The sequence below is a fragment of the Pantoea phytobeneficialis genome, assembly GCF_009728735.1.
Taxonomy (GTDB): Bacteria; Pseudomonadota; Gammaproteobacteria; order Enterobacterales; family Enterobacteriaceae; genus Pantoea; species Pantoea phytobeneficialis.
In genome coordinates this window covers 3,451,183-3,477,386 of sequence record NZ_CP024636.1, presented here as the reverse complement: position 1 = coordinate 3,477,386, position 26,204 = coordinate 3,451,183, and the positions used below count along the sequence as shown (strand labels likewise).

The following is a 26,204-nucleotide window of genomic DNA, read 5'->3' as shown; positions in this document are numbered from 1 at the left end:
ACATTGACGTTGTACTCCTTCAACAACGTCTGCACGATCTGCGGCACCGTCTGGCTCTGGAAAATACGCAGGTTACGATCACGCTTCATCGGCCACAGGTCCGGCTCGACGGTCAGCGCATAAACCGCATAACGCGTGCCGTTCAGCTCCTCGCTGCGTACCGCTACGCGGGTGATCTTGCCGTTGATATAGCGTGGCGTAAGCAGATTCTGGGTCGGCAACGTAAAAGTAACCGCTTTACCCAACAGGGCATGACGATCGATGCGGGCATCGGTCGACAGCAGATCCGCCTGAAGGGTAAATGATTCTGACAGGGCTTCACGCCCGCTGAGTTTCCAGAACAGCAGGCCCTCCGTGGGCAGCTGGACGGTGATGCGTGAGAACATAAGTAAATCCCGGAAATAATTAACTGTGAGGATCGAGCAACCAGACACCTTCCGCGCCAATGGTGAGCGTTTGGGCACGTGCGCCGTTATGGCCGCTGATGGCGAAGGTGTAATGTCCCGGTGCCAGTTGCAGTGCCGCAAAGCCATTCGCTGCGGGGACCAGCGCCTGCGGCTTGCCATTCACCTGCACCTGCTCACCCGGTTGCAGGCGAATGTAAACCTGAGCCACCGGTGCCGCAGGAGGGGCCGGTTCCGGCTCACGCTGAGCCGTCTGGACAGGTGCCGGAGCAACCGGTTTTTCTGCCGGAACCGGTGCCGGTGACACAGGCGCCGCAACAGGCGTGTTGTTCGCCTGCACCGGAGCATCTTCACTGCCCCCGGCCATCATTAGACCTACGCCCAGCCCCACCAACACACCCGCAGCGACCAGGCCTGGCAGCGCGAAGCGGTGTTGCATTAAACGTTTAACCGGTGAAACCGCTACGTCTTCTTCCACCGCCTCCACCGGCACCAGCATGGTGCCCGGACCGCTGATTTTTGCCGCGAGCACCGGCTCGGCTTCCCGCTCCGGCAGCGCCATTAACTCGGCAAATGCGTCAATGCTTTGCGGGCGATCTTCTGCCTTCAGCGCCAGCGCGCTGTCGACCGCTTTCAGCAACGCCGGGGAGTAGCCCACCGGACGACGTTGCGCCAGTGGCTGATAGTTGTCTTCGATACTGCGAACCACGCTGACCGGCGGCGGTGCGCCGGTGATCAACGTATGCAGCACGGCACCCAGGGCATAGATATCGGTCCACGCGCCCTGCTCGCTTTCATCGTTATCGCTGTACTGTTCAATCGGCGCAAAGCCGGGACGCAGCATGGTTTCGCTTTCATCGGACAGGTTGCCGATGGTTTTCCGTGCCGAGCCAAAATCGAGCAGCACCGGTTCACCGTTGCTCTGGATCTGGATGTTGTCCAGTGAGATATCGCGGTGCAGATAACCCGCCTCGTGAATGGTTTTAATCGCCCCAAGCAACGGCGGTAACAGGCGGCGAATCCAGGCTTCGTCAATCTGCTGCGGATTGCGCGCACGCAGCGTTGACAGCGTGGTGCCGCTGTAAAACGCCGTCCCCATGTAGGCGGTGTCGTTCTGCACCCAAAAGCGCAGGACATGTAACAGGTTGGGATGATTAAAACGCGCCAGCAGGCGAGCTTCCTGAATAAAACTGTTCAACCCGGCATGGAAGGTTTTGCTAAAACGTTCGCTGCGTAGCACCAGGTTTAACCCTTCGCTGCGCACCGCCAGCGAGGCAGGCATAAACTCTTTGATGGCGATATCGCGCTCCAGCTGATGATCCCAGGCGCGATAGACAATGCCAAAGCCGCCACCGCCGATGACTTCTTTGATCTCGAACTCATTAAACCGGTAACCCAGGGGCAATGCGTTGGGGACATTGAGGTGATTATCGTGTTCCGACATAGACGAAAACTCTCTGATAACGAACGGCTTTAGACAGCAAACTGGCAAACAAACTCGCCCTGCTCGGCTCGCACCTGTACCCGGCGATAACGTTCATCGCGGGCATGGGCGCTGAGCAGCATCTGACTCATTTGCGGCAACAGGGTATTGGTGAGAATGGCATCGACCATACGGCCGCCGGATTCCACCTCGGTGCAACGCTGCACGATCTGGCTGACCACGGCATCGTCGATGTCTGCCGCGATACCGTGGTTCTCCTCCAGACGGCGCACGATGCGTGCCAGTTGTAACCGGACGATTTGCGCCAGCATCGCATCGCTTAATGGGTAGTACGGCACCACCAGCAGGCGTCCGAGCAGCGCCGGAGGGAATACCTCCAGCAATGGCTTGCGCAGTGCGGTGCTGAGTGCATCCGGCTCCGGCAGCAGTTCGGGATCGGCGCACAGCGCGCTGATCAACTGCGTACCGACATTGGAAGTCAGGATGATAATGGTGTTACGGAAATCGATATGGCGTCCTTCGCCATCTTCCATCCAGCCTTTGTCGAACACCTGGAAGAACAACTCATGCACATCCGGGTGAGCTTTCTCGATTTCATCCAGCAGCACCACGCTGTATGGCCGACGCCGCACCGCTTCGGTTAGCACGCCACCTTCACCATAGCCAACATAGCCCGGCGGTGCGCCCTTCAGCGTCGAGACGGTGTGCGCTTCCTGGAATTCGCTCATGTTGATGGTGATGATGTTCTGCTCGCCGCCATACAACGACTCGGCCAGCGCCAGCGCGGTTTCGGTTTTCCCTACGCCAGAAGGGCCGCACAACATAAATACGCCAACCGGTTTATTGGGGTTGTCCAGCCGCGCGCGTGAGGTGCGAACCCGTTTCGCAATCAGATCCAGCCCATGACGCTGACCAATGACCCGTTGGTTCAGGGTATCGGCCAGATTCAGCACCGCATCGATTTCGTTCTTCACCATGCGCCCCAGCGGGATGCCGGTCCAGTCGGCGACCACGGCGGCGACCACGCTGGCATCCACCGCGGCAAACAGCAGCGGTTCTTCGCCTTGCAGGTCATGTAACTGCTGCCGGGTGGCGTCCAGTTCGCTGCGCAGCGCCGTATCATCTTCACTGACGCAACGTGCGCGCAATGCGATAAGTTGATCCACCAGCGCCCGCTCCTGCTGCCAGCGCGCTGTCAGCGCATCACGCGTGGCGCACAGTGCAGCCTGCTGCCGGGCAATCTCCTGCTGGCGATCAGGTGCTCCCAGCCCCACTTTGGCCTCGCGCCCGGCGATTTCTGCTTCAATGTCGAGCGCCGCCAGACGATGTAAACAATCTTCCAGCGCCGCAGGTTGCGCCCCCTGGCTGACCGCCACCCGCGCACAGGCGGTATCGAGCAGCGCGACCGCTTTATCCGGTAACTGCCGCGCCGGAATGTAACGATGCGACAGTTTGACTGCGGCGCTGACCGCTTCATCCAGCAGCAACACCTGATGATGTTTTTCCAGCGCACTGACGGTGCTGCGCAGCATCTGAATGGCTTTGGCCTCATCCGGCTCCTGCACCTGCACCGTCTGGAAACGGCGCGTCAGTGCCGGATCCTTCTCAATGTATTTTTTATATTCTGCCCAGGTGGTGGCACCGATGGTACGCAACTGACCACGAGCCAGTGCCGGTTTCAGCAGGTTCGCCGCGTCGCCGGTCCCCTGCTGCCCACCGGCACCAATCAGGGTGTGGATTTCATCCACAAACAACACAACAGGGGTGGGACTGGATTGCACTTCGTTGATCAACGCTTGCAGGCGCGCTTCAAACTCGCCCTTCATCCCGGCCCCGGCCTGCAACATGCCGATATCCAGCAGCCAGAGTTGCACATCGCGCAGCGGCGCAGGCACATCACCGGCGGCAATGCGCAGGGCCAGCCCTTCTACCACCGCCGTCTTGCCGACACCGGCTTCACCGGTCAGCAAGGGATTGTTCTGGCGGCGACGCATCAGGATATCCACCATCTGGCGGATCTCTTCATCGCGTCCCGTCACCGGATCGATACGGCCATCACGCGCACGCGCGGTAAGGTCCTGCGCGTATTGCGCCAGGGTGCTGCTGCCTGCTGCTGCCGGAGCGGCGGCGACATCCGGCTGCGTCAGCGCCTGCTGCGCCTCTTTGCTGTGACCGAGTAAAGTCTCGAATTGATCCAGCAGGACATCGACGTTAATGCGTGAAAACTGAGATGAAATACCTTTCAGCACGCTGGCAAGGCTGTAGGTCTTGAGCATGCCGATTAACAGGTGGCCGCCACGAATGCGGCTGGCCGCATATTTGAGCGAGGCATACACCCAGGCGCGCTCCACGGCGCTGTCGATGTGTTCGGCGAGATCGGAGACGGCACTTGCGCCGCGTGGCAGGCGGTCGAGCGCCGCCACGATATCCCGCGTCAGCGCGTTTTCATCCAGTGAAAAATGACTGATCACCTGCTGTAAGTCACCGTCCTGCTGCTGCATCAGTTGATGCAGCCAGTGCACCAACTCGACATACGGGTTGCCGCGCAGCTTGCAAAAGGCGGTGGCGCTTTCCAGCGAGGTAAATAACAGCGTGTCCAGTTTACCGAATAACACGGCTCGGCTGATTTCTGACATATCGAATCTCTGTAATAGAAGAAGCAGGCTATGTGACAGGAAAAGGCGATGGGGCTACCGTGCGGTAGCCTCAACTTCAAAAACGAAATCTTCACGATCGACAGGCTGTGCCGGCTGCCCCAGCCAACTGGTGTAACCCAACCGGGCATTGCCCCCCAGGGTCGTGCCCTTGACCTCGTCAGCGGCGAGGATCAGGCTGAGATCCCACTGCATTTCAATGCCGAGGTAGTGCCGTACCCAGTCGCGAACTTCACAGGCCCCACGCGCATCGGGCAGGAAGTGCGCGTACTGTTCTGCCGTGAGGGGACCCAGCCGCAGGCGGAAACGGTGCTGCACATCGCGCACTGCCACACCGAGAAACGCGGACTCGCCCAAACGCGGCATATGTCGTCCGGCCGCCAGACGTGCCTGATCGCGGCTATCCAGCGTCAGCCACTGTGGCTGGTTCTGCTCCAGCCTGACCGGGATGCCAAAGTAAAGGCGCAGAATCCGCACCAGCCCTTCGGCATCGTGCCCATGCCGGCTGAGGTGCCCCACCAGCATCAGGCGCGCATGCAGGCTGAGCGAGCTGGCCTGTTGCTGTGCCGGAAAACCAATCCCGGCCAGACAGGCCAGATAGTCCTGAAAACGTTGGTCGTCGCCGCGATCGAGAGAAGCCGTCGGCTGCGCATCCGCCCAGGCGCGATAAAACAGCAAGGTGGCACGATGATGAAACAGGTCGGCAAACGCCGCCAGACTGTGATCCTGATGGTGGTCGATACGTTCACGCACATACTCGGTCAGATGCGTAGGCAGTGGACCATTTGGACCAAACAGGCCAAAACTGTAGATAGAGATAGCATGACGGCCATCCGTCTCACGCTCACGCACCCCGGCGAGGGTCGCGGGTGCGAAGGTCAGGAAAGGTTTTTGCCCGATGCGCACCGTTTCGAACTTCGGTAGCGGTGCACGTCCCAGCGCATAACGCTGGCCGCTCTGCGCATTGATCCGACGCAGCAGCTGGAACAGATCGTAGCGCCACGGTGCCGCCATCACCGCTGACCAGAAATCATCTGGCAAACGGCTGGCACGCGACAACGGGATAATTTGTGCGCCCTCACTCATAACAACGCCTTCTGGCCCATACGTGGCGGCCAGTAACCGACTTCGCCGCGTTGCTGGCTGCTGAGGGTGAGTTCGGTAAAGCTGTTCAGCGCCACCAGCCGCGCGAAGACACGTTCCAGTACGCTACCGAACAGCCACGGACTGGCCCCGGAGAACACCTGTTCATCCACCTCCAGCGCAATGCTGACCCCACGCGCAAACACTACCGGTCCCGGTTCCGGCACTCGGCGATGTACCGCGCTGAGCTGGCAATGGCGAATACCTTCGATCTGGCGCGCCACTGGCGCTTCCGCCAGGTTGGCGTACAGGCTCAGTAGCTGGCGTAAGGCGCTGGCCCCCTCACCATCGGCGCTGTCCATCAGGCTGAGGTAGTTCATTTGCAGATGGCTGATCAGCCGCCAGGAGGATAATCCTTCCGCCAGCGCCGGACGCGGCGGCGTCGGCCCTTTACACAATGTCAGCTGGCTCACCGGGATCGAATCCGGCATCACGAAATTACCCTGCTCCTGTTGCAGCAACATCAACGGCAAATCGCGGCTGGTACACATCACCTCGGCGGAGAGGTAACGCATCTCGTCACGCCACGGCGTGTGGTGTTCGTCCACCAGCGAGAGAAACACTTCGGAGCCGATATAACCGGTCCGGGTGCCGTAGCGTTGCGCATGTTCCGACAGGGTGCGCTGCTCACGGCGCAGAGAAAAATAGGCACCGTAGTCACCCTGATCCGGGCTGAAGGTGCTCCAGAAGGGGCGAAACACCTGCTCCTCGCGCTGCCCTGCCACGGTAGCAAACAGACGTTGCACCGAATGCACTTCGTAATCCAGCGGGCGGATATTATCCACCACCAGATGGTATTCATGCTGGCTGTCGCTGACTTTCAGCCGTTCTGCCATTTTCGGAAACAGGTTAATCACCGGGGTGCAGTGCAGCGCCAGATGACTGCGATCGACCACGCTTTCCAGATCCGCATCGGCTTTATCCAGCAGGATGATGATGTCAAACGCGGTGGCTTTGTCACAGCGCGGCAGGAACGTGGCCAGCTGATGCAGACTGATAAACTGGAAGCGGGCTGGAAAGGCAAAATACTCCTGCAACAAACGGTAGCCGTCGAAGTTACGCAGATCATCCGGCAGCAGCGCCTGCTCCGGTGCAAAGCCTTGTTGTTGCAGCGCGTTATCGGTCAGCACCTGACGTTGCGGCTGCGGTTCCACCGATTGCAGCACCATGCCAACACGGTGCTGCATCAGCAACTCCAGTAACTTCAGCGCCTGAATATCCGGCCCGCTGAGGTAGAGCATCAACTCATCCAGCGTCAGTTGGCTGAGCGAGGCCACCCCTTCACACTCAATGCGGATACGCAACGCGCTGGCCGCTCCCAGACCGCTTAACTTCAGCTCACCGAGTGGGATATCACCAGGTACGCCACCCAGCGCCACATCGCTGATGCGCAGCGGATGCAGCATCACGTCATGTGCCGTGGTGTAACTACAGGTGACGCCCGATTTTTTCAGGCTCTGGCTCTCCATCATGGTGCCACGCGGCACCAGAAAACCGTTGCTGATGTCCCCTTTGCGGCTATCCGGCGTCAGTTGCGCTATCGCCATCGAGGGTGTCGGCGCTAAATAACCCGGCGCGATCATCTCCAGCAGTCGTTGTGAAAAGCGCGGAAACTCGGCATCCATTTTCAGTTGAACGCGCGAGGTGAGAAACGCAAAGCCTTCCATCAGTCGCTCAACGTAGGGATCGGCGATATCAATGCCGCGCATCCCCAGCCGTCCTGCCACTTTGGGATAACGTTCGGCAAACTCTGCGCCCATCTCACGCAGATAAGCCAGTTCGCGGTTGTAGTAGTCGAGTAGTTTGCTGTCCATGATTACCCCGCATCCTGTAATTCGAAATGACCATTCTCCAGATCAACCTCGGTGCGAAACAGAAACTCCAGCGGATACGGTACGCACCACAGACGCCCTTTGATCTCAATCGACAACACGTTGTGCAGGTCAAGCGCGGTCAGATCGCTGACGCAACGCACCTGCAAGCCCTGCGGCAGAATGCGCGGTTCAAAATGCAAAATGGCGTTGGTCATTTTGCGCTGGATGTCCTGCCATTCGATATCTGACATATTTTGTCCGGCCAGCGGTGCCACACCGAAATTCCACACCGAACGTTGTACCTCGCCATACGGGCTGAGATCCTGCTGTGCTTCGTTGTTGATGGTGTTAAACAGCCACTGCAAGTCGCGCAGTACATGGCGACGCAGGGTGCTGTGGGTGATCAGCACGCTATTACCCGGCTCGCTACGTTTGTCCGGTGCATCGTCCGTCAGACGATCCAGCAGCGAGGATTGCAACTTGTCGCGTGAGGTCAGCGTGTCGCGATTTTTACGCGCACGATACCCCCCATGCAGTTGGGCGTAGCCGTCATCACGACTCATGATCTGGCCCGATGTCGTTAAAGGTCAGGCGCTGAAGGGCCAGCAGCGAGAACTCCGCGTTGTCGCTCAACCAGACTTTCTGACCAAGGCCGATAAACTGGCTTTCATCGTGGCCCAGCGGCTGCCATTCGGTAACGCTGCCACGCAGCCAACGTTCTTCGGCCTGTACCGGTAAGGGATAGCGCAGCGGAATCTGACACACCTGTTCGCTGCCATCTACCAGTTGGATCAACGTATGACGCCACACCAAATCCGTGACGCTGGCCGGTGGCTGGAACTGCATTTCACGGATGGCGGCAAACGGCACCCAGTAATAACGCCCATTGACGATGGCCTCACACACCGGACCGAAACGGCTGTCGCCATCCATCAGCCATGAAAACGCCACCTGCTGATCCTGCTGCTCCAGAGTGCCGGGATTGGCCTGCGCATCGTCCAGCGCCTGTTGCCGCAACTCGGCACCGCGTGCCGCGTCACCCGTGACTTCGGCCTGCAACGCCGCCAGCAGGGTTTCGCACCACGGCCAGGCACTGCCCGGCAACTGCGGCTGCGCTTCACCGCGCAACACCGCTGCACGCTGCTGTTCCCCGGCAATCGCCTGCTGGAGCAAGGTGATGGTCGGCTGCGCCTGGGGGGTGAGCGCCAGCCAGGATGGCAACTGCGTCTGCGCGCGTCCCCAGTTGCCCGCCAGACACAGCAGTTGGACAAAAGCGGCGCGCAGATCGGCATCGGCTGGATTAGCCTGGATTTGCGCCGTAATCTGCGCCAGATTATCCGCCAGTGATGCAGTTGCCAGACGTTGTTGTAACGACTCCATGCAAACTCCTTTTGCGTTAGTTAAGGGTGCGGTAAGCGGCAGCAGCTGGATCTTGCAGCTCCGGGTGCAGCTGCTCCACCAGCTCGACTTTCAGCGGCGCGGCACTGTGTAACCAGGGCGACCAGACTTTGCGTACTTCCTGTAAACGGGCGCGCAGCGCGCTTTCATCAGCGGCTTCGCTGGCGGGCATCTGCACCACCACCTGCTCCGGTGCCAGCCAGCCGTTAAACTGTGCGCTGAATGGCAGCACCAACCAGCTTTCCGGCGATTTCTCATTCGCCAGCACCATCCGTTCACGGTTTACGGTGGTAATGGTCAGCTCGCTGGCGGGTTGCCCGCTGCTTAATCCGGCAATCGGAAAACCCTGTACAAAAGTGACGTCGACCGACTTTGGCGCACCGCGACCCATCTGCGTCAGGGTGCTGTGGCCGCTTAACCAGCCATCCTGACCGCATACCAGGCCCTGCTTCGACGGTACAAAGATGGCGCTGGATTGCGCCGGTTGCTGCCACCAGGTACGGAAGTGGCACCCATCCAGCAGGCTAAATTGCTGCCAGGGGGTAGTGTCGGCGGGTGGCGAACTGATCGCCGGAGCCGCAGGTGCCGGGACGGCCGCTTGTGGTGGCGGCGTGACAACCGGTTGCCAGTTTTGCTCCCGCTCAGCATTCCCTTCGGCCAGCGCATTGCCATCCGCATCCTGCAATTGCCAGTGCAGCTGTTGCAGCGCTTTACACTGCGACGCCATCAACCCGGCAACACGCGGCAGAAAGCTATCCAGCACCGTGGCACTTTTTTCCCCTTTGGTGACAATGCGCAGGTTCACACTCTTCTGACACCAGCTCGCCAGTTGGTTATCTTTTACGTCATCAATCCACACATCCAGTTTCTGTGTCGGGGACTGCACAATGCGGTAGTTCTCGGCCATAGCCTGCGTACTCAGCAGCAACGCCGCCAGTCCCAGTAATCCATATTTCATGTTGGCGTTCTCAATCGCGAAGAGGGAAGAACTGCGCCGCATCAGAAAGCGAGTGCAGTAAGGTGGTGTCCTGAGGCGAACCGACCCACACGGCCAGCGCACTGAAATTGTCCTGCTGACCGTTGGACGGTTGATCGTTTTTAATGATTTGTTGCATCAACGTGAGCCACTCCTGCGGCGTGTTGACCATATGCAACGATTGCTGCATCTGCTCCAGCGAGACGCCATGCCAGAAACCGTCGGTGCAAAGGAGAAAGGCGTCACCGTCTTCAATCTCCACCACATCGCTGTAGCTGGCATCGCGCTGCTCATCGCCCATGCCGAGGGCAAAATAAAGCAGGTTGGTGTTGATGCCTTCAGTCTGGTGCCCGGCATCCTTCATTTGTTGTACCAGGCTGTGATCGGTGGTGACGTGATAGAGATAACCGCGCCGAAACAGATAGAGCCGGCTGTCCCCGGCATGCGCCCAGTAAGCCAGCTCGTAATCACGGTCGATAAACAGGCTTACCAGCGTGGTACCCATTCGGCGGTGCTCGCTGCTCGCCTTCTGTTGCTGACGGATAGCCTGATTGGCGTGATTGACATAATTACGAATCGACTGCGCATTCAGATGGGTTTCGCCGTTAAACGTCTCCATCAAGCTGCTGCGGGCGATGGTGGCGGCGACATCTCCGCCAGGGAAACCGGCCACGCCGTCACAGACGACAAAGCAGGCTGAGCGTTCACCGATGATCTCACCGGTCTGATCCTGATTGCTGGCGCGGTCGCCCTGATTCGACGTGGAAGCAATAGTGATATTCATGCGTCATCCGTGTGGGTTTGTGAATCTTTGTACTGATTAACTTCCATGTCATAGGCGTGCAGGAAGGCTTCGCCAAACAGGGTGTGGAAGTCGTCTTCTATCTCACCAGCGGTTTCGCCGTAGCGCTCAACAAAATGCTCCCACAATGCCGCCTTACGACTGCCGGGCAGTGCCAGACGAGACACGGAACCCGCCTCACGCGCTTCCTCTTCTAACTGGTCCGGGTTAAAGGATTGCAGCATTGACGCGATGATGGCGCGGATACCGGCAATCATCCCCAACTGATGCGCCTGAAGGTCGATCAGTGCATCACGCACAGCCTGGCGTGGCGGCATAAATCCGGGCATCCGACTGCCAAACATCTGCATCAGCACGGTTTTGCCCGACGGCAGCAGTTTGAACGGGTTGTTGGCATCGTCGAGGATCACCGTCATATCGGCTTTCACGCCACGCTTGAGAATCGAGCGTGAAGAGAGTAACGCCACCGTGCCTTGTGAGAACATGCTCAGCATCTGGCCGAACTGGCGCATCTGGTCGCGATCGAACTGTGGCGTGGGCTGCAAATCCTGTAAGCCCATCCCTTCCAGCAGCGCATCGAGTAATTCACCTTTCAGTGCATCACCGCTGCTTTGCGCGGCGGCTTCACGCTGACTGCTGGAAGCCACCGGATCAATGCGCAGACGCCCTTTGGGTGTAGGTGATGGCGTACGCTGCACCGCCTGCGGGGTTGGCAGCGTGATGCCACCATACTCCAGCGGTGTCGGGCTGACGTCTGCGGATTCGGGTTCGGGTTCTGATTCAGGCTCTGGTGCCGGTTCTGGCTCCGGCACTGGCAGAGGTTCAGGCTCCATAATTGCTGCTGGCGTAACCTCCGGTTGTGCCAGTGGCACCGCCCCGCCCATCATCAGGCCGAGTGGATCATCGTGATGGCGTGGATCAGGGGTGTTCTGGCTGCCAAACAGGCTGAGTGGGTCCAGCTCTGCCGTTGGGTTTTCCACTGGCGTTGGCGCGGCGACACGTTTCTGCCCCACCAGCGCACTGGGTGTCGCATCGTCAAAAATGCTCTCCTCGGCAAACAACGCATCACCTTCATCAAACAGGCTATGGGTGGTGGGCTGCTGTCCGATATCCAGGGGCGCATCGCTAATCAGCGCCGCCAGCGGATCCTCCGGGTTGCGCTCAACCGCGGCCGGGGCAGTCAGCGGATGGGCCTCGGATGAAGCGGGTACTGGTTTATTCCGTTGCGATAAATCGTCAGAAATGGAGAACTCTTTCGCCAGGCTATCCCAGATTTCACTGGGGATGGCGGCGGTGTTGCTGCTGACAGCGGGGGGTTCATCCGCGATGATTGCCGCTTTGGCCGCCGGTTTTGGCACGCTGCTGGCTGGCTGTGCCGCGTGAATATCGTTGACCAGCAGTTGGTAATCATCAATGCCCAGAATATCGCCATCCTGTAATTCCACCTGGCGACCCCGTTCCAGCGGAATATCATTCAGCAGCACACGCGTAACATTGCCGCGATTGGTCAGGCGACATTCACCATCGGCGGAAATATGGACGATCGCCTGTAACCGGGAAATGGTTCGGTCATCATCGGGTAATACCAGGTTGTTATCCACACCACGGCCAATGGTGCCGCCGGGGGGTAAGAAGTCAAAAAGAGTTTGCGGCGGCTGATGGCCGGGTTTAGTCGTTATTATCGTAAAGCGCATAACGGATTCCTGCGGTTAGCTGTTCGGCATCTATATCGCGCCTCTCTCGGAAAAGAGGCGGAATATAGGAAGCGTTTTTATGACTGGTAGCGGCGCGATTTATCGCGCTCTTTTCGAAGGGTTAATTCTGTACTTTAAACCGCGCGATAAATCGCGCCGCAACGGAATGAGTGCACTTATAAGGTAAAAAGCAATGTGCTAGCCACAAGTAAAATGAAAGAGGTCAGAAGAGATTTATTTATACAAACGACGGCCCCAAATAAAAGGGGCCAGCAACAAGAAACAACTTAGAAATGGTTATTCATAAGGGATAGCTTTAAGTTGCTCTACACGATCCAAATCAATTCTGGCGACGCATTTATCCGTAAGCGTATCGTGAGTAATGGTTCCTTTCTCAGCCATAAAAGACTCAAGATTACATTGACCATCGCGGTACTTCAGCCAACCGCGCTGGGATTCGGTTAACGTTGACGTGTAGCTTTGTAAATCTGCCGGTGAGGCGGAATACTCAGCATCGATTCTTTTCTTTGCATTTCCATATTCCTGATTCAATTGTTTCTCAGCGTCTGCTTTTGATGCTTTGTAACAGGCATTGATTTCTGCATCGCTGGTTGCGTTATTACAGTCATCTTTAGCAAATGCTGAAACCTGATACAAAGATGCGACCATCGCCAGGAGTACAATCTTTTTCATTTAGCTTATCCTTTTTGCTTGAGGTACTGAACGCGCTGGCGTCCTTTCTCATAAGATTGCATAACCGAACTTTTTTGTATATAGGTGATCAACTCGTTCACGTCATTGTGCATACCTGCTTTCATCGGGCTGGCACCCTTCGTAAAACCCTGATACACAAAATCGACCAACACGTCCCTAATCGCCGGTTTGAGTTGATTCCATTCAACCGCATCATTAAAGGAGGATGTCCAGTTACGGTAATTATTTGCTGCACGCTGTATATAACCGGGATAGATCAACTCAAACAGATTTTTTTGCATGGTATGACTGATTTCACCAATAGCATCTCTGTTTTTATCGACAAATATCTTTGCCTGTCCCCCTTTTAAGCCTGAGCCGGAGGCAATCATTCTTGCCTGACTGTCAGGCACACCTGCACTGGTAAGATCCTTATAGCTCTCCGTTTCTTTCCTGCTGCCAATATCATATCCCCGACCGATAGTGACACCAGATAATGCAGTCGGTGGCCAGTGGATCATGCGGCTAAAAAATGCGCTACCTTTAATATCGTTACCTTCCGCATCAAAAGTTACCTGACCAAATTTAACTTTTAATACACCAGCGACATTTTCATATTTTTGTGGCTCAACGGGAACAACTGCCGGTGCCGGGTTACGACTTTGTGAATCTTCAGCCGCTAAGGTGCGGAAAGTTTTACCGTTAACATCTACAACCCCATCGGGTTTCGCCATAAATTGTTTTTGCAGATGAAGGATATAATGGACTGTTCTCGGTCCACAAATCCCATCCTCACTCAATCTGGCTGAAAACTTCTTATTCAGCAGGTTTTGAACAATCTTAACATCCTGAGAATTATTGATACCATGAATACCTACTGAATGATAAATTTTCATGAGCACATCCTTATCCTGATAAAATCAAACCGGGAGACACAACGGGTCTCCCGGAGGGCTAATTAAGCCTCTTTATTTTCCTTAATATTCCATCCGGCACTGCTCTCCGCCCCCTTACCGCCCGTAGAGGTCTGCTCCCAGTATTGTTGTTTCACTTTAGATGCCTGGAAGGAGTAGGTAATACCTACAGTATCACCATTGTCTGAACCGGTGTAATTGACTGCTGTAACCAGCACATCTTCTAAGGTGATACGTGCATATTCGACCTGCTGACCACCCGCTTTACAAATTGAGAGCTCAACTTTAGTCAGGTGTTTACCATTTGCACAATATTTAAGGATCGCAGTAGTTGATTTATCAATTAATGCATCAACATGCAGGTCATTGAAATTAACCTTACCCGCACCACCGCCACCGCCAACCGCCATATTTCCAGGTTGGGTAGCGCCCCAGTTAAAGGAGGTAATATCGGTCCAACCGGTGTGGTTAGAATCTTTCGATTCACCGGTCACACCATCAACTTTTAAAAACATATCAATAGCCATAATTATCTTCTCTTGCTTGATTTACGTTCTGCTTTGAAAAAGCATCGTTATGGCAAACAGGAAAGCATGGGGCTGAATAAAACCATCCATATTTTACCTCTGCCTCGTTTTCTGAATAGATTGCTACATGTTTATTCAGAGGGGTTCTCATTGCACAAACAGTGAATAAGAAAAAGGTTCAGAGAACCTGCTCTTCAGGTTCTCTGATTAAAGCGCGTGTTACTTATCGTTAGTTTTCAGCGAAGGCAGTTTCGATACCAGACGCAGTGATACCGTCAAACCTTCCAGCTGATAATGTGGACGCAGGAAGAATTTCGCTGCGTAATAACCCGGATTGTCTTCCTGCTCCTCAACATTAACCTCAGCCGCCGCCAGCGGTTTACGTGATTTGGTTTCCTGGGAGGAGTTAGCCGGGTCGCCGTCCACGTAGTTCATCACCCAGTCGTTCAGCCAGCGCTCCATCTCATCGCGTTCGCGGAAGGAACCGATTTTGTCACGCACAATGCACTTCAGATAATGAGCAAAGCGGCAGCAGGCAAACAGATACGGCAGACGTGCCGCCAGACGCGCATTGGCGGTGGCATCCGCATCGTGGTATTCCGCCGGTTTTTGCAATGACTGTGCGCCGATAAAGGCCGCGAAGTCAGAATTCTTACGATGCACCAGCGGCATAAACCCGTTTTTCGCCAGCTCGGCTTCACGGCGGTCGCTGATAGCGATCTCGGTCGGACATTTCATGTCGACACCGCCATCATCGCTGGGGAAGGTATGGCACGGCAGGTTTTCTACCGCCCCGCCCGATTCCACACCCCGGATCGAGGTACACCAGCCGTACTCTTTGAATGAACGGTTAATGTTGGCCGCCATCGCATAGGCTGCGTTGCTCCAGGCGTAGTTGTTGTGATCGGAGCCGTCGGTTTGCTCTTCGAAATCATAACTGTCCACCGGATTGGTACGGATACCGTACGGCAGACGCGCCAGGAAGCGCGGCATCACCAGACCGAGGTAACGTGAGTCTTCCGATTCACGCAGGCTGCGCCAGGCGGCATATTCGGTGTTCTGGAAAATCTTGGTCAGATCGCGTGGGTTCGCCAGCTCCTGCCACGACTCCATCTGCATCACTTCCGGTGCAGCACCGGTGATAAACGGACAGTGTGCGGCGGCACCAATACGCGCCATCTCACCCAGCAGTTCCACGTCCTGCGGGCCGTGGTCGAAGTAGTAATCGCCAACCAGGCAACCGAAAGGCTCTCCACCAAACTGACCATATTCCTGTTCGTAGATTTTCTTAAACAGCGGGCTGCGATCCCAGCCCACGCCTTTGTAGCGCTTCAGCGTCCGTCCCAGCTCCTGCTTGGAGATACTCATAAAACGGATTTTCAGCATCTCATCCGTTTCAGTGTTGTTCACCAGATAACTCAGGCCACGCCACGCACTTTCCAGTTTCTGAAACTCCTGGTGGTGAATAATCTGGTTAACCTGCTGAGATAACTTATCGTCGATTTCCGCGATCAGGGACTGGATGGTGCGATAGGAGTCGTTGGAAATCGTGACGGTGTTTTCCAGCGCCTGCTGCGCCAGGGTTTTGACCGCACTTTCAACCGCTTCCCGCGCCTGATCGTTTTTCGGGCGAAACTCTTTGCTCAGTAACGCGCTGAATTCATCCTGGCTGAAGCTGGATGCGCCTTGTGGCTGCTGTTGGCGTTGCTCGCTCATTATTGCTCCTCCTTACCTTCTGCCGCGTCTGCCTGCTTCGGCAAATGCGTCAGTGCCTGCAACAACGTCGGGTCATGCAGAATCTTGCCAATCAACTCTTCCGCACCGTTTTTGCCGTCCATATAGGTCAACAGGTTGGCAAGTTGGGTACGTGCTTCCAGCAGTTTGTTCAGCGGTTCCACATGACGGGCAATCGCATCCGGCGAGAAATCATCCATGCTTTCAAAGGTCAGCTCGACATTCAGCTTGCCCTCTCCCGTCAGGGTATTATCGACCTGGAACGCCGCACGCGGCTTCATCGCCTTCATACGTTCGTCGAAGTTATCAATATCGATCTCAAGGAATTTACGGTCATCAACGGCAGCCTGCGGTTCCAGCGGCTTGCCAGCCAGGTCTGCCAGTACGCCCATCACGAACGGCAGCTGGATTTTGCGTTCCGCGCCGTAGATCTCCACGTCATATTCAATTTGAACGCGGGGCGCGCGATTGCGGGCGATAAATTTCTGCCCGCTGGATTTCATAGTGGCCATGATTTTCTCCATAAATGATGCGCGGGTTAAGGCGCGCAGGTCTCACTGCGTGATGAAGCGTTGGACGCGGCGTTAGTCGTGGCGTCCGAAGATGTTTTGCAACTGATGAACGCCGTCCGGCGCCAGGTCGCGGATGATGTCCATAAAATCGAGTTCGATAAGCCGCTGGACGCGGTCAATCATTAATGGGGCCGGATGGCTGGGTTCATGTTGGGCGAAGTATTGCTTCACTTTTTCCAGCATCAACTGAGCATCTGCGCGATTGGTCAGCTGTGCTGTGCGCCAGTCAGCGACAGAGCGCGGGGCCGGTGCGTCGGTCTGTTGATCGTCGGAGGTGTCCGGTGCCACCTCAGTCACTTCAGCTGATTGCGTCAGGCTGACCAGCACGGCAAAATTTTTCTGCACTTGCGTCATATCAGGTACGGCGCTTTCACCCAGTCGTTCGGCAATGATGTGGTGCAAGCTTTGCAGACGCTGATCAATTTGCTGCACGGTGGCGGCAGCGGGCTGTCCCTGCTGCGCCAGCTCATCACGCAAACGTGCCATGCCGCCCGGATAGTCTGTCGTCTCGCTTTTGCTGCCATCGCACAAGGCGATGGCATCGCGCAGGGTGATGCCATCCGAGGCGTGACGTAGCAGCCATGCCTGGCGAACAGCGGCAGTCAGCGAGGAGGCGTCCTCCAGCAGCGCCAGCGCATTGATGCGATAGAACGGATCCAGCTCGCCATCCTCTTCGAGGCGGGGCCACAGGGGATCCCAATAGCGCAGCAACGCCTGTTCAATCAACGCCAGCCCCTGCGCATAACCCGGCAGCCCGTTAAGATGGGTCCATGCCTGGGTGAGGGACAGCATCACACGTAAATCTTTGCTGCGACTCAACAGTTCGGTCGCCAGTTTTTCTACCCGGTTCCAGTCAGCCGGTTCCGCCGGGATGATAGTTTCACCAAATTGCTGCTCGGCTTTACCGGCGCTGGCCTGTTCCATCGCCTGAAAATCAGCGTGATATTCCAGGTTTTCACCGCAGGGGTCGTCGTTGCTGATCGGCACCAGCAGTGCGTCGAGATCGATAGTCATGCGGGTTGTACCTCAGGATTCAAACATCGGGGGATAAAGTCCATTTCGTCCAGGTTTCGCACCGCCAGCCGGATCAAACAGCAACGAAAACAACTGGGCAGTGAAGTTGCCGCTATGCACATGGGTGTACAACGGGAAACCGTCGCTTTGGTTGGTCCACCAGAAACTGGTGTAAAACTGTGGGTCAAAGCTGTCGGCAGGCAGTTGCCAACTCAGGTTCGACACGCTGCCTCCGTCACCAATAATCGTCAGAATGTCAGATGACTCTCCCGCTTCGGGCGGCTGTGGCTGGGGAATGCTAAGTAACGCCTGATCCAACTGTTCCGGGCTGCTGTTATCCCGTACCCCCCGCAACAAGGTATTTCCCACCTGTTGATACCAATCACCCGAGCGGGCCAACAACGCAGGCGACCACTCCGTCGGGCTGAAGTGGCGCAGAGCGCACAGCGGATAGTGGCGACCCACGCTATCACGCGAAGCGGTGAGACTGCCCATCTGTACCAGCTGACTACCCAGCATGGGCGGCACAACAAAATTCCACACCGGTGCACTGAGAAAGGCGCGCGAAGGGGCGCTCTCCCCTTCAGCACTGGTTTGCCAGTGGTGTAAACCCACCTGAAACCAGTGCGACCATTGCCGTAGCAAGCTATCGGGAAAGCGCCGCTTAACAAAATCACCCGCGCTGGGCAATTTGCCGTACCAGCCGGGGGCTGCGTATTGCGTCATCGTAAGGCTCCGATTCAGGGGCAGCTAAAAGCGGGAAGCTGGAACGGGTTGCGAATGCTGCCGGGGGTAAATGACAGCGTGACCTGATGTCCTTCGACGTTAAAACTGGCTTCACGGGTCAAACCACCCGCTTGCGACACGCGGGCGCGATCAAAAAAGCGATTTAACGCCCAGGGACCGCTGGTGATGAGCGTTGAGGTGGTGCCGTTGGTTAAACCAAGCTGCATCCTGACCTGACTGGTCCCCCCCGGCCCCGGCCAGTTGACCATCTGCACGGCCTGTGGACCGTGGCTGTAGCGCAGAATTTGTCCGTCAACATCCAGCGTCAGGGTGAGGATATCGTTATCCATTTTCACCGTGCGCAGGGTGACGCGGAAAGATGGCGTGGTCGCGCCATTGGTGAAGAATGCATCGCGGATTGACTGAGCCTGCTGGAACGGTCGCAGCAGCGCTTCGCCACCCGGTAAGGTTTTGCCGTCAATCCCCGGCGTAAAGCGCCACGCGGCATGGGTGGTATCGACCTTGTTCGCCAGGTTGTCGCGGAAGAAGCTGTCCATCAGGCCGCTTCCCGGCGCAAACATGCGCGCCAGATCGTCGGGCGTCACTTCGTTGCGGCCGGTGCGCACCAGCGGATAACGTCCGGCGATGGCCTGCTGACAGAAACTCCCCACCTCCATCTGGATGCGTTTGCGCACGTTATCCATATCACGACGCTGGGCATCCGAACTGGCCCCTACCGCCATGCTGGAGACCATGTTTTGCAAGGTACCCGGCAAACGACCGGCGCTGGCCTGCACGCGGCTGATGGCATCACTTGATGGCGGTGGCATGCCGCTGTTGGCGGCATCCTGCACCGCAGTCAGGTAACGATACAGATCGTCGATCTGGTGCAGAAAATCGTCCACCGCCAGCACTTTACTGCCCTGCTGCAACGGCTGCGCCAGCTCGATGATCGAGGCAAAATGCGCGCCCACCACCTGTTCCGGTGCCGCGCCGCCGCTACTTTGCGCTGCATTGGCTTTGGGCGCGCTGAACAACGCCTGCAAGGTGCGGGTGGCGCTGTTGTCTGAGGCTGGCGGCGTTGACTGTTCCGCTTTGTCATCGGCTGGCGCGCGCGTCAGCGTCAGCACTTTACTCAGGTTAATCACCAACTGGCGCAACGGCGAATGGTTGCCGGAGAGCAAGCGGGCCGTGTTGATACGCTGTGCGAGGTCGGCGCTGTTGTTGAGCTGGATATCGCTGAGGAACTGCTCCCATTGGCGAATGTAATCCTGCATATAAAGCTGGCGTACCGCCAAATCGGTCTGCTGGCTGTTCTCCTGTTGCGTCGTGCCACCTAACACCCAGCCATCATCCTGGTACAGCGCCTGCGTCACCGGCGCGATCTGTTTGTCGACGTGCTGCCAGTACCCTTCCGGGGTATACAGGCCAGAGACACCCTCGTTGACCGACTTACCGCTTTTGCGCGAAAACACCAACTCGCTTTGTGGACCACCCAGTGCAGCCAGGCTGACGGTGGGTAAGCTGCCATCACGTTGTAGCAGGCGCTTCAGGCGTCCGTAAACGCGCTGTGATAGCGGCATCTGATTAATCAGCGCCTGCTCGCGCTTTACCAGCGCATCATCCTGCGCATAGGGCGAGGACTGAATTTGTGTCTCCAGCAATTGTTGCAGATGCCATGCCAGTTGCTTCACTTCCTGCTGAGTCACGTTCTGCGGCAGCTCACGCGAGATATTCAACATCAACCAGGCGTGCAGGAACTTGCCGTCATAATGCTTCGGTTGATACAGCATCTGATACGCCTTCAGCGCCTCGTAGCTGTAGTCTGCATCGCTGCCGTTGTCATTACGCAGCCAGCGGGTGATGTTTTGCGCCACCTGGGGCAGCAACAGTTGCTTCAACGCTTTGTTGTACAGCGCCTGACTGGCATCGCTCACTTCAGTACCACGGTACAACCACATACGACGCGTCAGTGGCGGGTCCTGCAATGAAAAGTCTTTACTCTCTGGCAAATGCAGCAGCGTATTGAGATAAGGCACCAGCGCAAACAGATCGCCGGTTCCCTGGCGTTGTAGCTGTTCACCCAGTTGCTCAACCTGCGGCGTTTTTGCCGCCATCTCCTGCAAATAGGCTTTGTTTTTGCTGTAACTGGTGAGCCATAACGCCCCGGCAATCACCACCACCACCAATAACGCCAGATAGCCAGACCATAAACCGGCGCGATTGCGCAGCTCCCACCAACGATTGCTGGCCGCCAGCCCGGACTCCTGAAAGACGACATCTTCCAGCATGTCCTTGAGGAAGAAGCTTTGTCCCTTGCCAGGCGGAATCGGCGCGTCTTTCCCCACCTGATCCCAGCGGCCTGATTCACCCTGCTGTTGCCCCGGCAGATGGAGCGCACGGGTCAATTCCCCCATCACGCGGTCAAACGGCAAACCTTCCTGCGTGCCACTGGCGAAGTAGATGCCGCGTGGTGCGAACTGGGTTTCGAAATCGGAGCGGGCGAATAACGTTTCCAGCGCCTCGGCCAGCAACGGACGTAATGCGGCAAACTCCTGCGGGAACAGATAACTTTCTGCGCGCGCCTGGGCGTCGCTCTCTCCCAGCAGGGTATCGGCTAATCCGGCATCCAGACGTTGTTGCAGCAGCGAATATTCCTGCTGAAATTGGCTGCTGAGTTCGAAATCGGCGGTGGAGGCTTGCGCCCAGGGAAAGGTGAAGCCCCAGATTTGCTCGCGCTGTGCTTTATCCAGCCCGGCAAAATAGCTGCGGAAGCCCTTTAACAAATCCGCCTTGGTGACCAGCACATAGACCGGGAAACGGATACCGAGACGATCATGTAACTCCATCAAGCGCTGACGTAACGCCAAAGCCTGATTACGCAGCGCTTCCGGTGTCTGGCTCAACAGATCCGCCACGCTCAGGGTGACGATCACCCCATTGATCGGCTGACGACCACGATATTTGCACAGCAGCGCAAGAAAGTGGTGCCACTCGCTGGCGTCGCGCTCCTGCTGACTCTCCTGGGTGGAGTAGCGCCCGGCAGTGTCCAGCAGTACCGCTTCATTGGTGAACCACCAGTCGCAGTTACGCGTACCGCCAATGCCACGCAGCGCCGCCTTACCCAACTTGTCAGCCAACGGGAATTGCAGGCCGGAGTTGACCAGTGCGGTGGTTTTCCCGGCTCCGGGTGCGCCGATGATCATGTACCACGGCAATTGATAGAGATACTGGCGGCTGAATCGTTGCGCCCAGAACGGTGTTCCTTTGCTGTGATGGCGTTGGAAATGGGCTTTCTTTAGCATCTCCGTGGCTTCGCCAAAACGGCTCGCCAGCACCTGTTCCTCGTTGGTCAGCCGTTTGCGATCCTGATCGGGCACGTCCGACTGTGGGGTTTCGAGGCTCGACATCAACTTACGATTGAGCCACATGTTGTAGAAACGAGGTATCGCCTGGCTTAACCCCCACACCAGATACAGCAAGGCAATGCTGATCACGCGATTCTGTTCCGGCTCCAGTGGCCGCGAATCGACAATCGAGAACACCGGGCCAATGACCCAGATGATAAATGACAGCGCCGTGATGCCGACAAAACCCCAGGCGAGGCGGCTGGTCAGCACGGCAAAAAGCAGATTCAGCATGGATTAGTTCCCTCTCGCCAGGCCGTTAAGTTCAGCGTGCGTTGCATCCGGTGCCACCAGCAGCGTGATTTCTACACGACGGTTGCGTGCACGGTTCTCGGCGTTGGTGTTCGGCACCAGCGGATTGCTTTCGCCGCGCCCTTCCGCTTTAACGCGCGCCGGTTGGGTCAATTGCTGTTGCAGCAAGGTCTGAACCGACTGCGCGCGCGCCAGAGAGAGTTCATAGTTGGAGGCAAAGCGGGCGCTGCGGATCGGCACGTTATCGCTGTAGCCCACCACCAGAATCTTGCCGCTGACGTTGTTCATCGCCGCCGCAATACGCTGGATAACCGCTTCATAACGGCCACGCACCGTGGTCGCACCGGAGGTAAACAAGCCATCCCCTTTCAACGTCACCACGCTTTGATCGGCTTCATCGCGAACTGCCACCAGACCGGCATCAATTTCCGGTTTGAGGAAGGTTTTCAGATTGAGCGCGGCAGGTGGCGGCGGTGCCGGGTTACGGATCTGCATTTCCGGTAATGAGGTCTGATAAATGTTAGCCAGCACCGGCGTGGTGTAATCTCCCAGTCGCCAGTTAAGAATGATATAGAACAGGCAGGCACCGAGCGCGGCCACTGCGGCACAGGCCCACAGCGGAATCATCGGACGCCACAGCTTGCGCAGCACCGGTTGATCGGTCGGATGCACCGACAGCGCCGCCGCATAACTGCCGCGGACGCTTTTAATCATCTGTAACAGCCGTTGTTTGATGGTTTCCAGCTGCGAACGCCCGTTGTCCAGTACCCGGTAACGCCCTTCAAAACCCAGCAGCAGGCAAAAGTAGATCAACTCCAGCAGCAGGATATGCTGACGCGGATTTTGTGACAGTTTTGCCAGCAACTGGAAAAACTTCTCCCCACCCCAGGTTTCATTGTGAAAGGTGACCAACAAACCGTTGCTGGTCCAGACGCCACGGCTACCCCACGGCGTCAGCGCGGCGGCTTCATCCAGCGCGGTGCACAGGCAGTAACGCGCACCAATGATCACTTCATAACTCAGGCCAGACTGCTGACAGCTCAGCTCAAAGCGACGGATCTGGTCAATTAACTGCTGACGCAGACGCGCGGGATCGTCATGGGAAACGGAGTGCCGGATCTGCGGGATGGCGTTAATCAGCGGATTTGCCGCTGCCACCAACACATTCTGGTGGCTAACATCGGGCTGCGCGGCATCACTATTCGGTTTCTGTTGTGGCTGCATCATGCGTGCTCAGTTTTGATTATTCTGACTGACTGCGAATGGCCCAGAACTCCATATTCAGGCCTGGAAATTCACCGGCGAGATGAAGTGCAAAGGCTCCCGAGCGCTCCATCTCCTTCCACAGCTCGCTGTTTTTATCCAGTTCAAAGTAGCTGTAGCCCGCATGCCACGGGATTTGTGGCGGCGCACCCGGCATGGCGATCAGTGACAGGCCAGGTAACTGCAACTGCACCAAATCGCGAATTTTGGTGACGGGCGCGACTTTCATCTGCGCCGGGAAATGGGTTTTTAGCGCATCGGCGGGTACGCTGGCTTTCACCGCCAGCACAAAGCCGAATTCGCGCACCATGCTGCTCTCCGGTACCGTGGCCACATTCAGCCCGTGTGATCGTTGCGTCAGCGGCAACTGAATCGCGCTCTCTTCCATCACCTGCGACAACCCCTGCCGGAGTTGCAACGTCAACCGCATGAAGCAACCATGTAGATCGTCATGGTCATAACGCGGGAAGGCGTCAGGCGTGCGGGCGGGCGACCAGGTGCATAGCTCTGACGCCAGTTGTAGCCAGTGGCTATACAGGGATTCGGGGTGCAGCAACGGTAAGGTTTGCAGATGCGCGTGCAGACCAAGCTGCCGGTTTAACAGCGCCAGCAGCATGAAATCGACCATATCAGCGCTGTTGAATCGCCCGGTACCAGGCGTGCGCTGGCTCAGTTGTTGGCTGCGTTGCTGAATCAGGCCATGCAGGTCGTTCAGCATGCTTTGCAGCCCGTGGTTTCCGGTCAGGGTGAGCATGGGCGGAATGTAATCACTGTCGAGACGAACATGGTTATCGCTACGCTTTTCCACCACCCGCGCCACACCCATCGCGGTCCATTCGGCGGTGAGGTCTTGCTCCAGCATCAGACGCAGGCGCAATTTACCGAATTGCACCGTGGCCGCGCCAACGGCCAACGCATTGTCATCCTCGACCTCCGTTTCCCAGGCGAGATAACGCGCCAGCGAGTCCGACGCATCCTGAAAGGTCACGGCCTCGCGTCCATTGCGTCGCGTCGGGATCGCCAGCACCACTTTCGCCCGATCAACATTGTCCGGCAGATCCAAAGGAGCCGGCCCCTGCTGTGGCTGACTGAAGGCGAAGAAGGTGCCATCCGGCAGACAACCACTGGCCGCACTCAATGCCAGCTTGCCCTGGCGCAGCAGCGCGTCATCAAATTCAACGTCAAAAAATCCCCAGGTGTAGACACGCTGGGACTGGCCCCATTCCCGTAAGGTACTGTGCAGAAAATTTTCCGACTGCTGGAAGTGATGCGGGCGCAGAAACATACCTTCCGTCCACACCACCTTTTCGGCTCTGTTCATAATCATCCTTTACTGCTTAACCAGGCGCAGGCCGTTGATATCCGCCACAATGCTGGCATTCAGCTCACCATCGTTACTTTTCCAGAACTGCCAGAACGCACTGTCATCCCCGTCCGGGAAGGGCAGTGCCAGACGCCAGACTTTGCCGTCCAACGTCTGATATTCCGCCATGATGCCGATGAAGCGGGCTTCGGCCAGACTCTTACCACTGAGCGTGTTACTGAGTTGCCCTGCTCTCAGGAAGAATTCCTGGTTATTGAGCAGTGAAGCGCCGAGCACTGCCCCCGGCTGGTTTTGTAGTGAATAGAAGTCGGCAGACATAAATGCGGCGTCAGAGGTGAGTAGCATCACCCGAACTTTGAGCGGCGCACCCGCATTGATTTGCGGATGCGCCTGGAAATGCAGGTTGTAGCGCGCTACTGAGGTTTGGCTACTACTGCATGCCGCCAGTAACAGGACGAACAGCGGCAAACACCACTTTCTCAGGCGACTTATCAACATCACCTGTCCCTCCATGTTTAGCGAGATTAGTTGATGATCCAGGTACCGCTGTTACCGTTCTGACAGGCTTTGCTGTCGCCATCGACCGACACGCAGGTCTTTTTCTTTGCGGTACGCACCCGACGTTTCGGCTGATCGGCTTTCAGGGTTTGATCGTAGAGATCGCTTTTCACCAGAGCGCGGAACGGGACATAACCAGTGAGCTGGGCCGCAGCTGGCGTGGCTGCTGCTGGCGCAGCCGCGGTTTTCTGCCCTTCTGTCGGTGCGGCTTCGGCCTGTTGCTGTTGCTGCGCCTGCTCGCCAATCGCCAGCCAATTGTTCTCAACCATGCCAAGGACCGTGTAGGTTTCACCGGTTTTCAGCGTGGTCACCACTTTGCCGCCGTAGTCAGGGCGCGTCATCACCGAAGTCGGGTAGAGCGCGCGATAGGCGTCATTGACAGGACTGAACTGCGCAGGCGGATTGACCGCATGACGGTGGACCAGGGTTACACCGTCAACAGTGCTGGTCACCAGGTTGTCGTCAGTGATGGGTGGTGGCGCTTTACAACCTGCAACAACAAAGACAAACAGCAGGCTTAACGCAATGCGGAGATTCACCATTTTCTTCATGTTTAGTTCCATTAATCTCTAAAAAATGGCCATTGGCCGGTTGTTAGCAAAATAAATCACTGAATGCCGGGCGAACCGATGCAATCAGGACCATTTAGAAAATTGACCACACTATTTATCGGAATCTGTTGACCAAATGTCTGCTTAAAATTGATCAGTTCCAATTAAGTATTTCAGATGCAATAAAAGGGAGCGTAAGACCAGGAGGGGGTTGATATGCAGTTATAAAACATTCACTAAAGTGATCAATATCTGCAACTCAATAGGGGGTAAAGCAGCGTGCACAAGATTTACTTATGACATTCCTGGTCTGAAATCCACCCTGCCTTATAAGACCGCT

22 protein-coding genes are annotated in these 26,204 nt (G+C 56.7%); all 22 read right to left on the bottom strand.

Features of this window, described 5'->3' with window-relative positions; genetic code table 11:
* On the bottom strand, positions 1-386 hold a 386-nt coding region (locus tag CTZ24_RS16025; RefSeq protein ID WP_244633990.1), incomplete at its 3' end, for a contractile injection system protein, VgrG/Pvc8 family.
* Between the two features lie 19 nt (positions 387-405).
* The gene (locus CTZ24_RS16020) at positions 406-1,848 is read right to left on the bottom strand and encodes a serine/threonine protein kinase (RefSeq protein ID WP_208724047.1); all 1,443 of its coding nucleotides are present in this window, start codon (positions 1,846-1,848) and stop codon (positions 406-408) included.
* A gap of 29 nt (positions 1,849-1,877) precedes the next feature.
* Positions 1,878-4,484, bottom strand: coding sequence for a type VI secretion system ATPase TssH (gene tssH / locus CTZ24_RS16015; protein WP_208724046.1), 2,607 nt, complete (start codon positions 4,482-4,484; stop codon positions 1,878-1,880).
* A 54-nt stretch (positions 4,485-4,538) separates the two neighbouring features.
* Positions 4,539-5,588: a type VI secretion system baseplate subunit TssG gene (tssG, locus tag CTZ24_RS16010; RefSeq protein WP_208724045.1), complete on the bottom strand. Its 1,050-nt coding sequence runs from the start codon at positions 5,586-5,588 to the stop codon at positions 4,539-4,541.
* Positions 5,585-7,459 (bottom strand): type VI secretion system baseplate subunit TssF, encoded by a 1,875-nt coding sequence (gene tssF / locus CTZ24_RS16005; RefSeq protein ID WP_208724044.1) that lies wholly within the window; start codon positions 7,457-7,459, stop codon positions 5,585-5,587. The genes tssG and tssF overlap by 4 nt, the downstream gene beginning before the upstream one ends.
* A 2-nt stretch (positions 7,460-7,461) precedes the next feature.
* Positions 7,462-8,022 (bottom strand): type VI secretion system baseplate subunit TssE, encoded by a 561-nt coding sequence (gene tssE / locus CTZ24_RS16000; protein WP_021182757.1) that lies wholly within the window; start codon positions 8,020-8,022, stop codon positions 7,462-7,464.
* Positions 8,012-8,839, bottom strand: a complete 828-nt coding sequence (locus CTZ24_RS15995) for a type VI secretion system accessory protein TagJ (RefSeq protein WP_021182756.1) — start codon at positions 8,837-8,839, stop codon at positions 8,012-8,014. Before CTZ24_RS15995 ends, tssE begins: the two co-directional genes overlap by 11 nt.
* Before the next feature lie 16 nt (positions 8,840-8,855).
* Complete coding sequence (locus CTZ24_RS15990) at positions 8,856-9,815, bottom strand: hypothetical protein (RefSeq protein WP_208724043.1); 960 nt, start codon at positions 9,813-9,815, stop codon at positions 8,856-8,858.
* A gap of 10 nt (positions 9,816-9,825) precedes the next feature.
* On the bottom strand, positions 9,826-10,617 hold the full coding sequence (locus CTZ24_RS15985; protein ID WP_021182754.1) for a PP2C family protein-serine/threonine phosphatase: 792 nt from the start codon (positions 10,615-10,617) through the stop codon (positions 9,826-9,828).
* Positions 10,614-12,329, bottom strand: a complete 1,716-nt coding sequence (gene tagH, locus CTZ24_RS15980; RefSeq protein ID WP_208724042.1) for a type VI secretion system-associated FHA domain protein TagH — start codon at positions 12,327-12,329, stop codon at positions 10,614-10,616. Before tagH ends, CTZ24_RS15985 begins: the two co-directional genes overlap by 4 nt.
* Before the next feature lie 297 nt (positions 12,330-12,626).
* Positions 12,627-13,022 (bottom strand): lysozyme inhibitor LprI family protein, encoded by a 396-nt coding sequence (locus CTZ24_RS15975; RefSeq protein ID WP_208724041.1) that lies wholly within the window; start codon positions 13,020-13,022, stop codon positions 12,627-12,629.
* Between the two features lie 5 nt (positions 13,023-13,027).
* The gene (locus CTZ24_RS15970; RefSeq protein WP_208724040.1) at positions 13,028-13,918 is read right to left on the bottom strand and encodes a pesticin C-terminus-like muramidase; all 891 of its coding nucleotides are present in this window, start codon (positions 13,916-13,918) and stop codon (positions 13,028-13,030) included.
* A gap of 62 nt (positions 13,919-13,980) precedes the next feature.
* The gene (locus CTZ24_RS15965) at positions 13,981-14,463 is read right to left on the bottom strand and encodes an Hcp family type VI secretion system effector (RefSeq protein WP_208724039.1); all 483 of its coding nucleotides are present in this window, start codon (positions 14,461-14,463) and stop codon (positions 13,981-13,983) included.
* A gap of 219 nt (positions 14,464-14,682) precedes the next feature.
* Positions 14,683-16,179, bottom strand: coding sequence for a type VI secretion system contractile sheath large subunit (tssC, locus tag CTZ24_RS15960; protein ID WP_021182749.1), 1,497 nt, complete (start codon positions 16,177-16,179; stop codon positions 14,683-14,685).
* Entirely contained in the window at positions 16,179-16,709 is a 531-nt protein-coding gene (gene tssB, locus CTZ24_RS15955) for a type VI secretion system contractile sheath small subunit (protein ID WP_021182748.1), read from the bottom strand. The genes tssC and tssB overlap by 1 nt, the downstream gene beginning before the upstream one ends.
* A gap of 72 nt (positions 16,710-16,781) precedes the next feature.
* On the bottom strand, positions 16,782-17,783 hold the full coding sequence (gene tssA, locus CTZ24_RS15950) for a type VI secretion system protein TssA (protein ID WP_208724038.1): 1,002 nt from the start codon (positions 17,781-17,783) through the stop codon (positions 16,782-16,784).
* A gap of 12 nt (positions 17,784-17,795) precedes the next feature.
* Positions 17,796-18,509, bottom strand: a complete 714-nt coding sequence (gene tagF, locus CTZ24_RS15945) for a type VI secretion system-associated protein TagF (RefSeq protein WP_208724037.1) — start codon at positions 18,507-18,509, stop codon at positions 17,796-17,798.
* Between the two features lie 14 nt (positions 18,510-18,523).
* Entirely contained in the window at positions 18,524-22,150 is a 3,627-nt protein-coding gene (tssM, locus tag CTZ24_RS15940; protein ID WP_208724036.1) for a type VI secretion system membrane subunit TssM, read from the bottom strand.
* 3 nt (positions 22,151-22,153) lie between these two features.
* A complete protein-coding gene (locus tag CTZ24_RS15935) occupies positions 22,154-23,395 on the bottom strand; it encodes a DotU family type VI secretion system protein (RefSeq protein WP_021182744.1) in 1,242 nt (413 codons plus the stop codon).
* Positions 23,396-23,411: 16 nt separating this feature from the next.
* Positions 23,412-24,752: a type VI secretion system baseplate subunit TssK gene (tssK, locus tag CTZ24_RS15930; protein WP_208724035.1), complete on the bottom strand. Its 1,341-nt coding sequence runs from the start codon at positions 24,750-24,752 to the stop codon at positions 23,412-23,414.
* A 9-nt stretch (positions 24,753-24,761) separates the two neighbouring features.
* Positions 24,762-25,253 carry a type VI secretion system lipoprotein TssJ gene (gene tssJ / locus CTZ24_RS15925; RefSeq protein WP_021182742.1) on the bottom strand — a complete coding sequence of 164 codons (492 nt, stop codon included), beginning with the start codon at positions 25,251-25,253 and terminating at the stop codon, positions 24,762-24,764.
* A gap of 26 nt (positions 25,254-25,279) precedes the next feature.
* Positions 25,280-25,876 (bottom strand): SH3 domain-containing protein, encoded by a 597-nt coding sequence (locus CTZ24_RS15920; protein WP_208724034.1) that lies wholly within the window; start codon positions 25,874-25,876, stop codon positions 25,280-25,282.
* Positions 25,877-26,204 lie beyond the last annotated feature (328 nt).

Coding starts and splice junctions, on each gene's coding strand:
- CTZ24_RS16020 (WP_208724047.1), bottom strand. CDS start 1,848: ATGTCGGAACACGATAATCACCTCAATGTCCCCAACGCATTGCCCCTG.
- tssH (WP_208724046.1), bottom strand. CDS start 4,484: ATGTCAGAAATCAGCCGAGCCGTGTTATTCGGTAAACTGGACACGCTG.
- tssG (WP_208724045.1), bottom strand. CDS start 5,588: ATGAGTGAGGGCGCACAAATTATCCCGTTGTCGCGTGCCAGCCGTTTG.
- tssF (WP_208724044.1), bottom strand. CDS start 7,459: ATGGACAGCAAACTACTCGACTACTACAACCGCGAACTGGCTTATCTG.
- tssE (WP_021182757.1), bottom strand. CDS start 8,022: ATGAGTCGTGATGACGGCTACGCCCAACTGCATGGGGGGTATCGTGCG.
- CTZ24_RS15995 (WP_021182756.1), bottom strand. CDS start 8,839: ATGGAGTCGTTACAACAACGTCTGGCAACTGCATCACTGGCGGATAAT.
- CTZ24_RS15990 (WP_208724043.1), bottom strand. CDS start 9,815: ATGAAATATGGATTACTGGGACTGGCGGCGTTGCTGCTGAGTACGCAG.
- CTZ24_RS15985 (WP_021182754.1), bottom strand. CDS start 10,617: ATGAATATCACTATTGCTTCCACGTCGAATCAGGGCGACCGCGCCAGC.
- tagH (WP_208724042.1), bottom strand. CDS start 12,329: ATGCGCTTTACGATAATAACGACTAAACCCGGCCATCAGCCGCCGCAA.
- CTZ24_RS15975 (WP_208724041.1), bottom strand. CDS start 13,022: ATGAAAAAGATTGTACTCCTGGCGATGGTCGCATCTTTGTATCAGGTT.
- CTZ24_RS15970 (WP_208724040.1), bottom strand. CDS start 13,918: ATGAAAATTTATCATTCAGTAGGTATTCATGGTATCAATAATTCTCAG.
- CTZ24_RS15965 (WP_208724039.1), bottom strand. CDS start 14,463: ATGGCTATTGATATGTTTTTAAAAGTTGATGGTGTGACCGGTGAATCG.
- tssC (WP_021182749.1), bottom strand. CDS start 16,179: ATGAGCGAGCAACGCCAACAGCAGCCACAAGGCGCATCCAGCTTCAGC.
- tssB (WP_021182748.1), bottom strand. CDS start 16,709: ATGGCCACTATGAAATCCAGCGGGCAGAAATTTATCGCCCGCAATCGC.
- tssA (WP_208724038.1), bottom strand. CDS start 17,783: ATGACTATCGATCTCGACGCACTGCTGGTGCCGATCAGCAACGACGAC.
- tagF (WP_208724037.1), bottom strand. CDS start 18,509: ATGACGCAATACGCAGCCCCCGGCTGGTACGGCAAATTGCCCAGCGCG.
- tssM (WP_208724036.1), bottom strand. CDS start 22,150: ATGCTGAATCTGCTTTTTGCCGTGCTGACCAGCCGCCTCGCCTGGGGT.
- CTZ24_RS15935 (WP_021182744.1), bottom strand. CDS start 23,395: ATGATGCAGCCACAACAGAAACCGAATAGTGATGCCGCGCAGCCCGAT.
- tssK (WP_208724035.1), bottom strand. CDS start 24,752: ATGAACAGAGCCGAAAAGGTGGTGTGGACGGAAGGTATGTTTCTGCGC.
- tssJ (WP_021182742.1), bottom strand. CDS start 25,253: ATGTTGATAAGTCGCCTGAGAAAGTGGTGTTTGCCGCTGTTCGTCCTG.
- CTZ24_RS15920 (WP_208724034.1), bottom strand. CDS start 25,876: ATGGAACTAAACATGAAGAAAATGGTGAATCTCCGCATTGCGTTAAGC.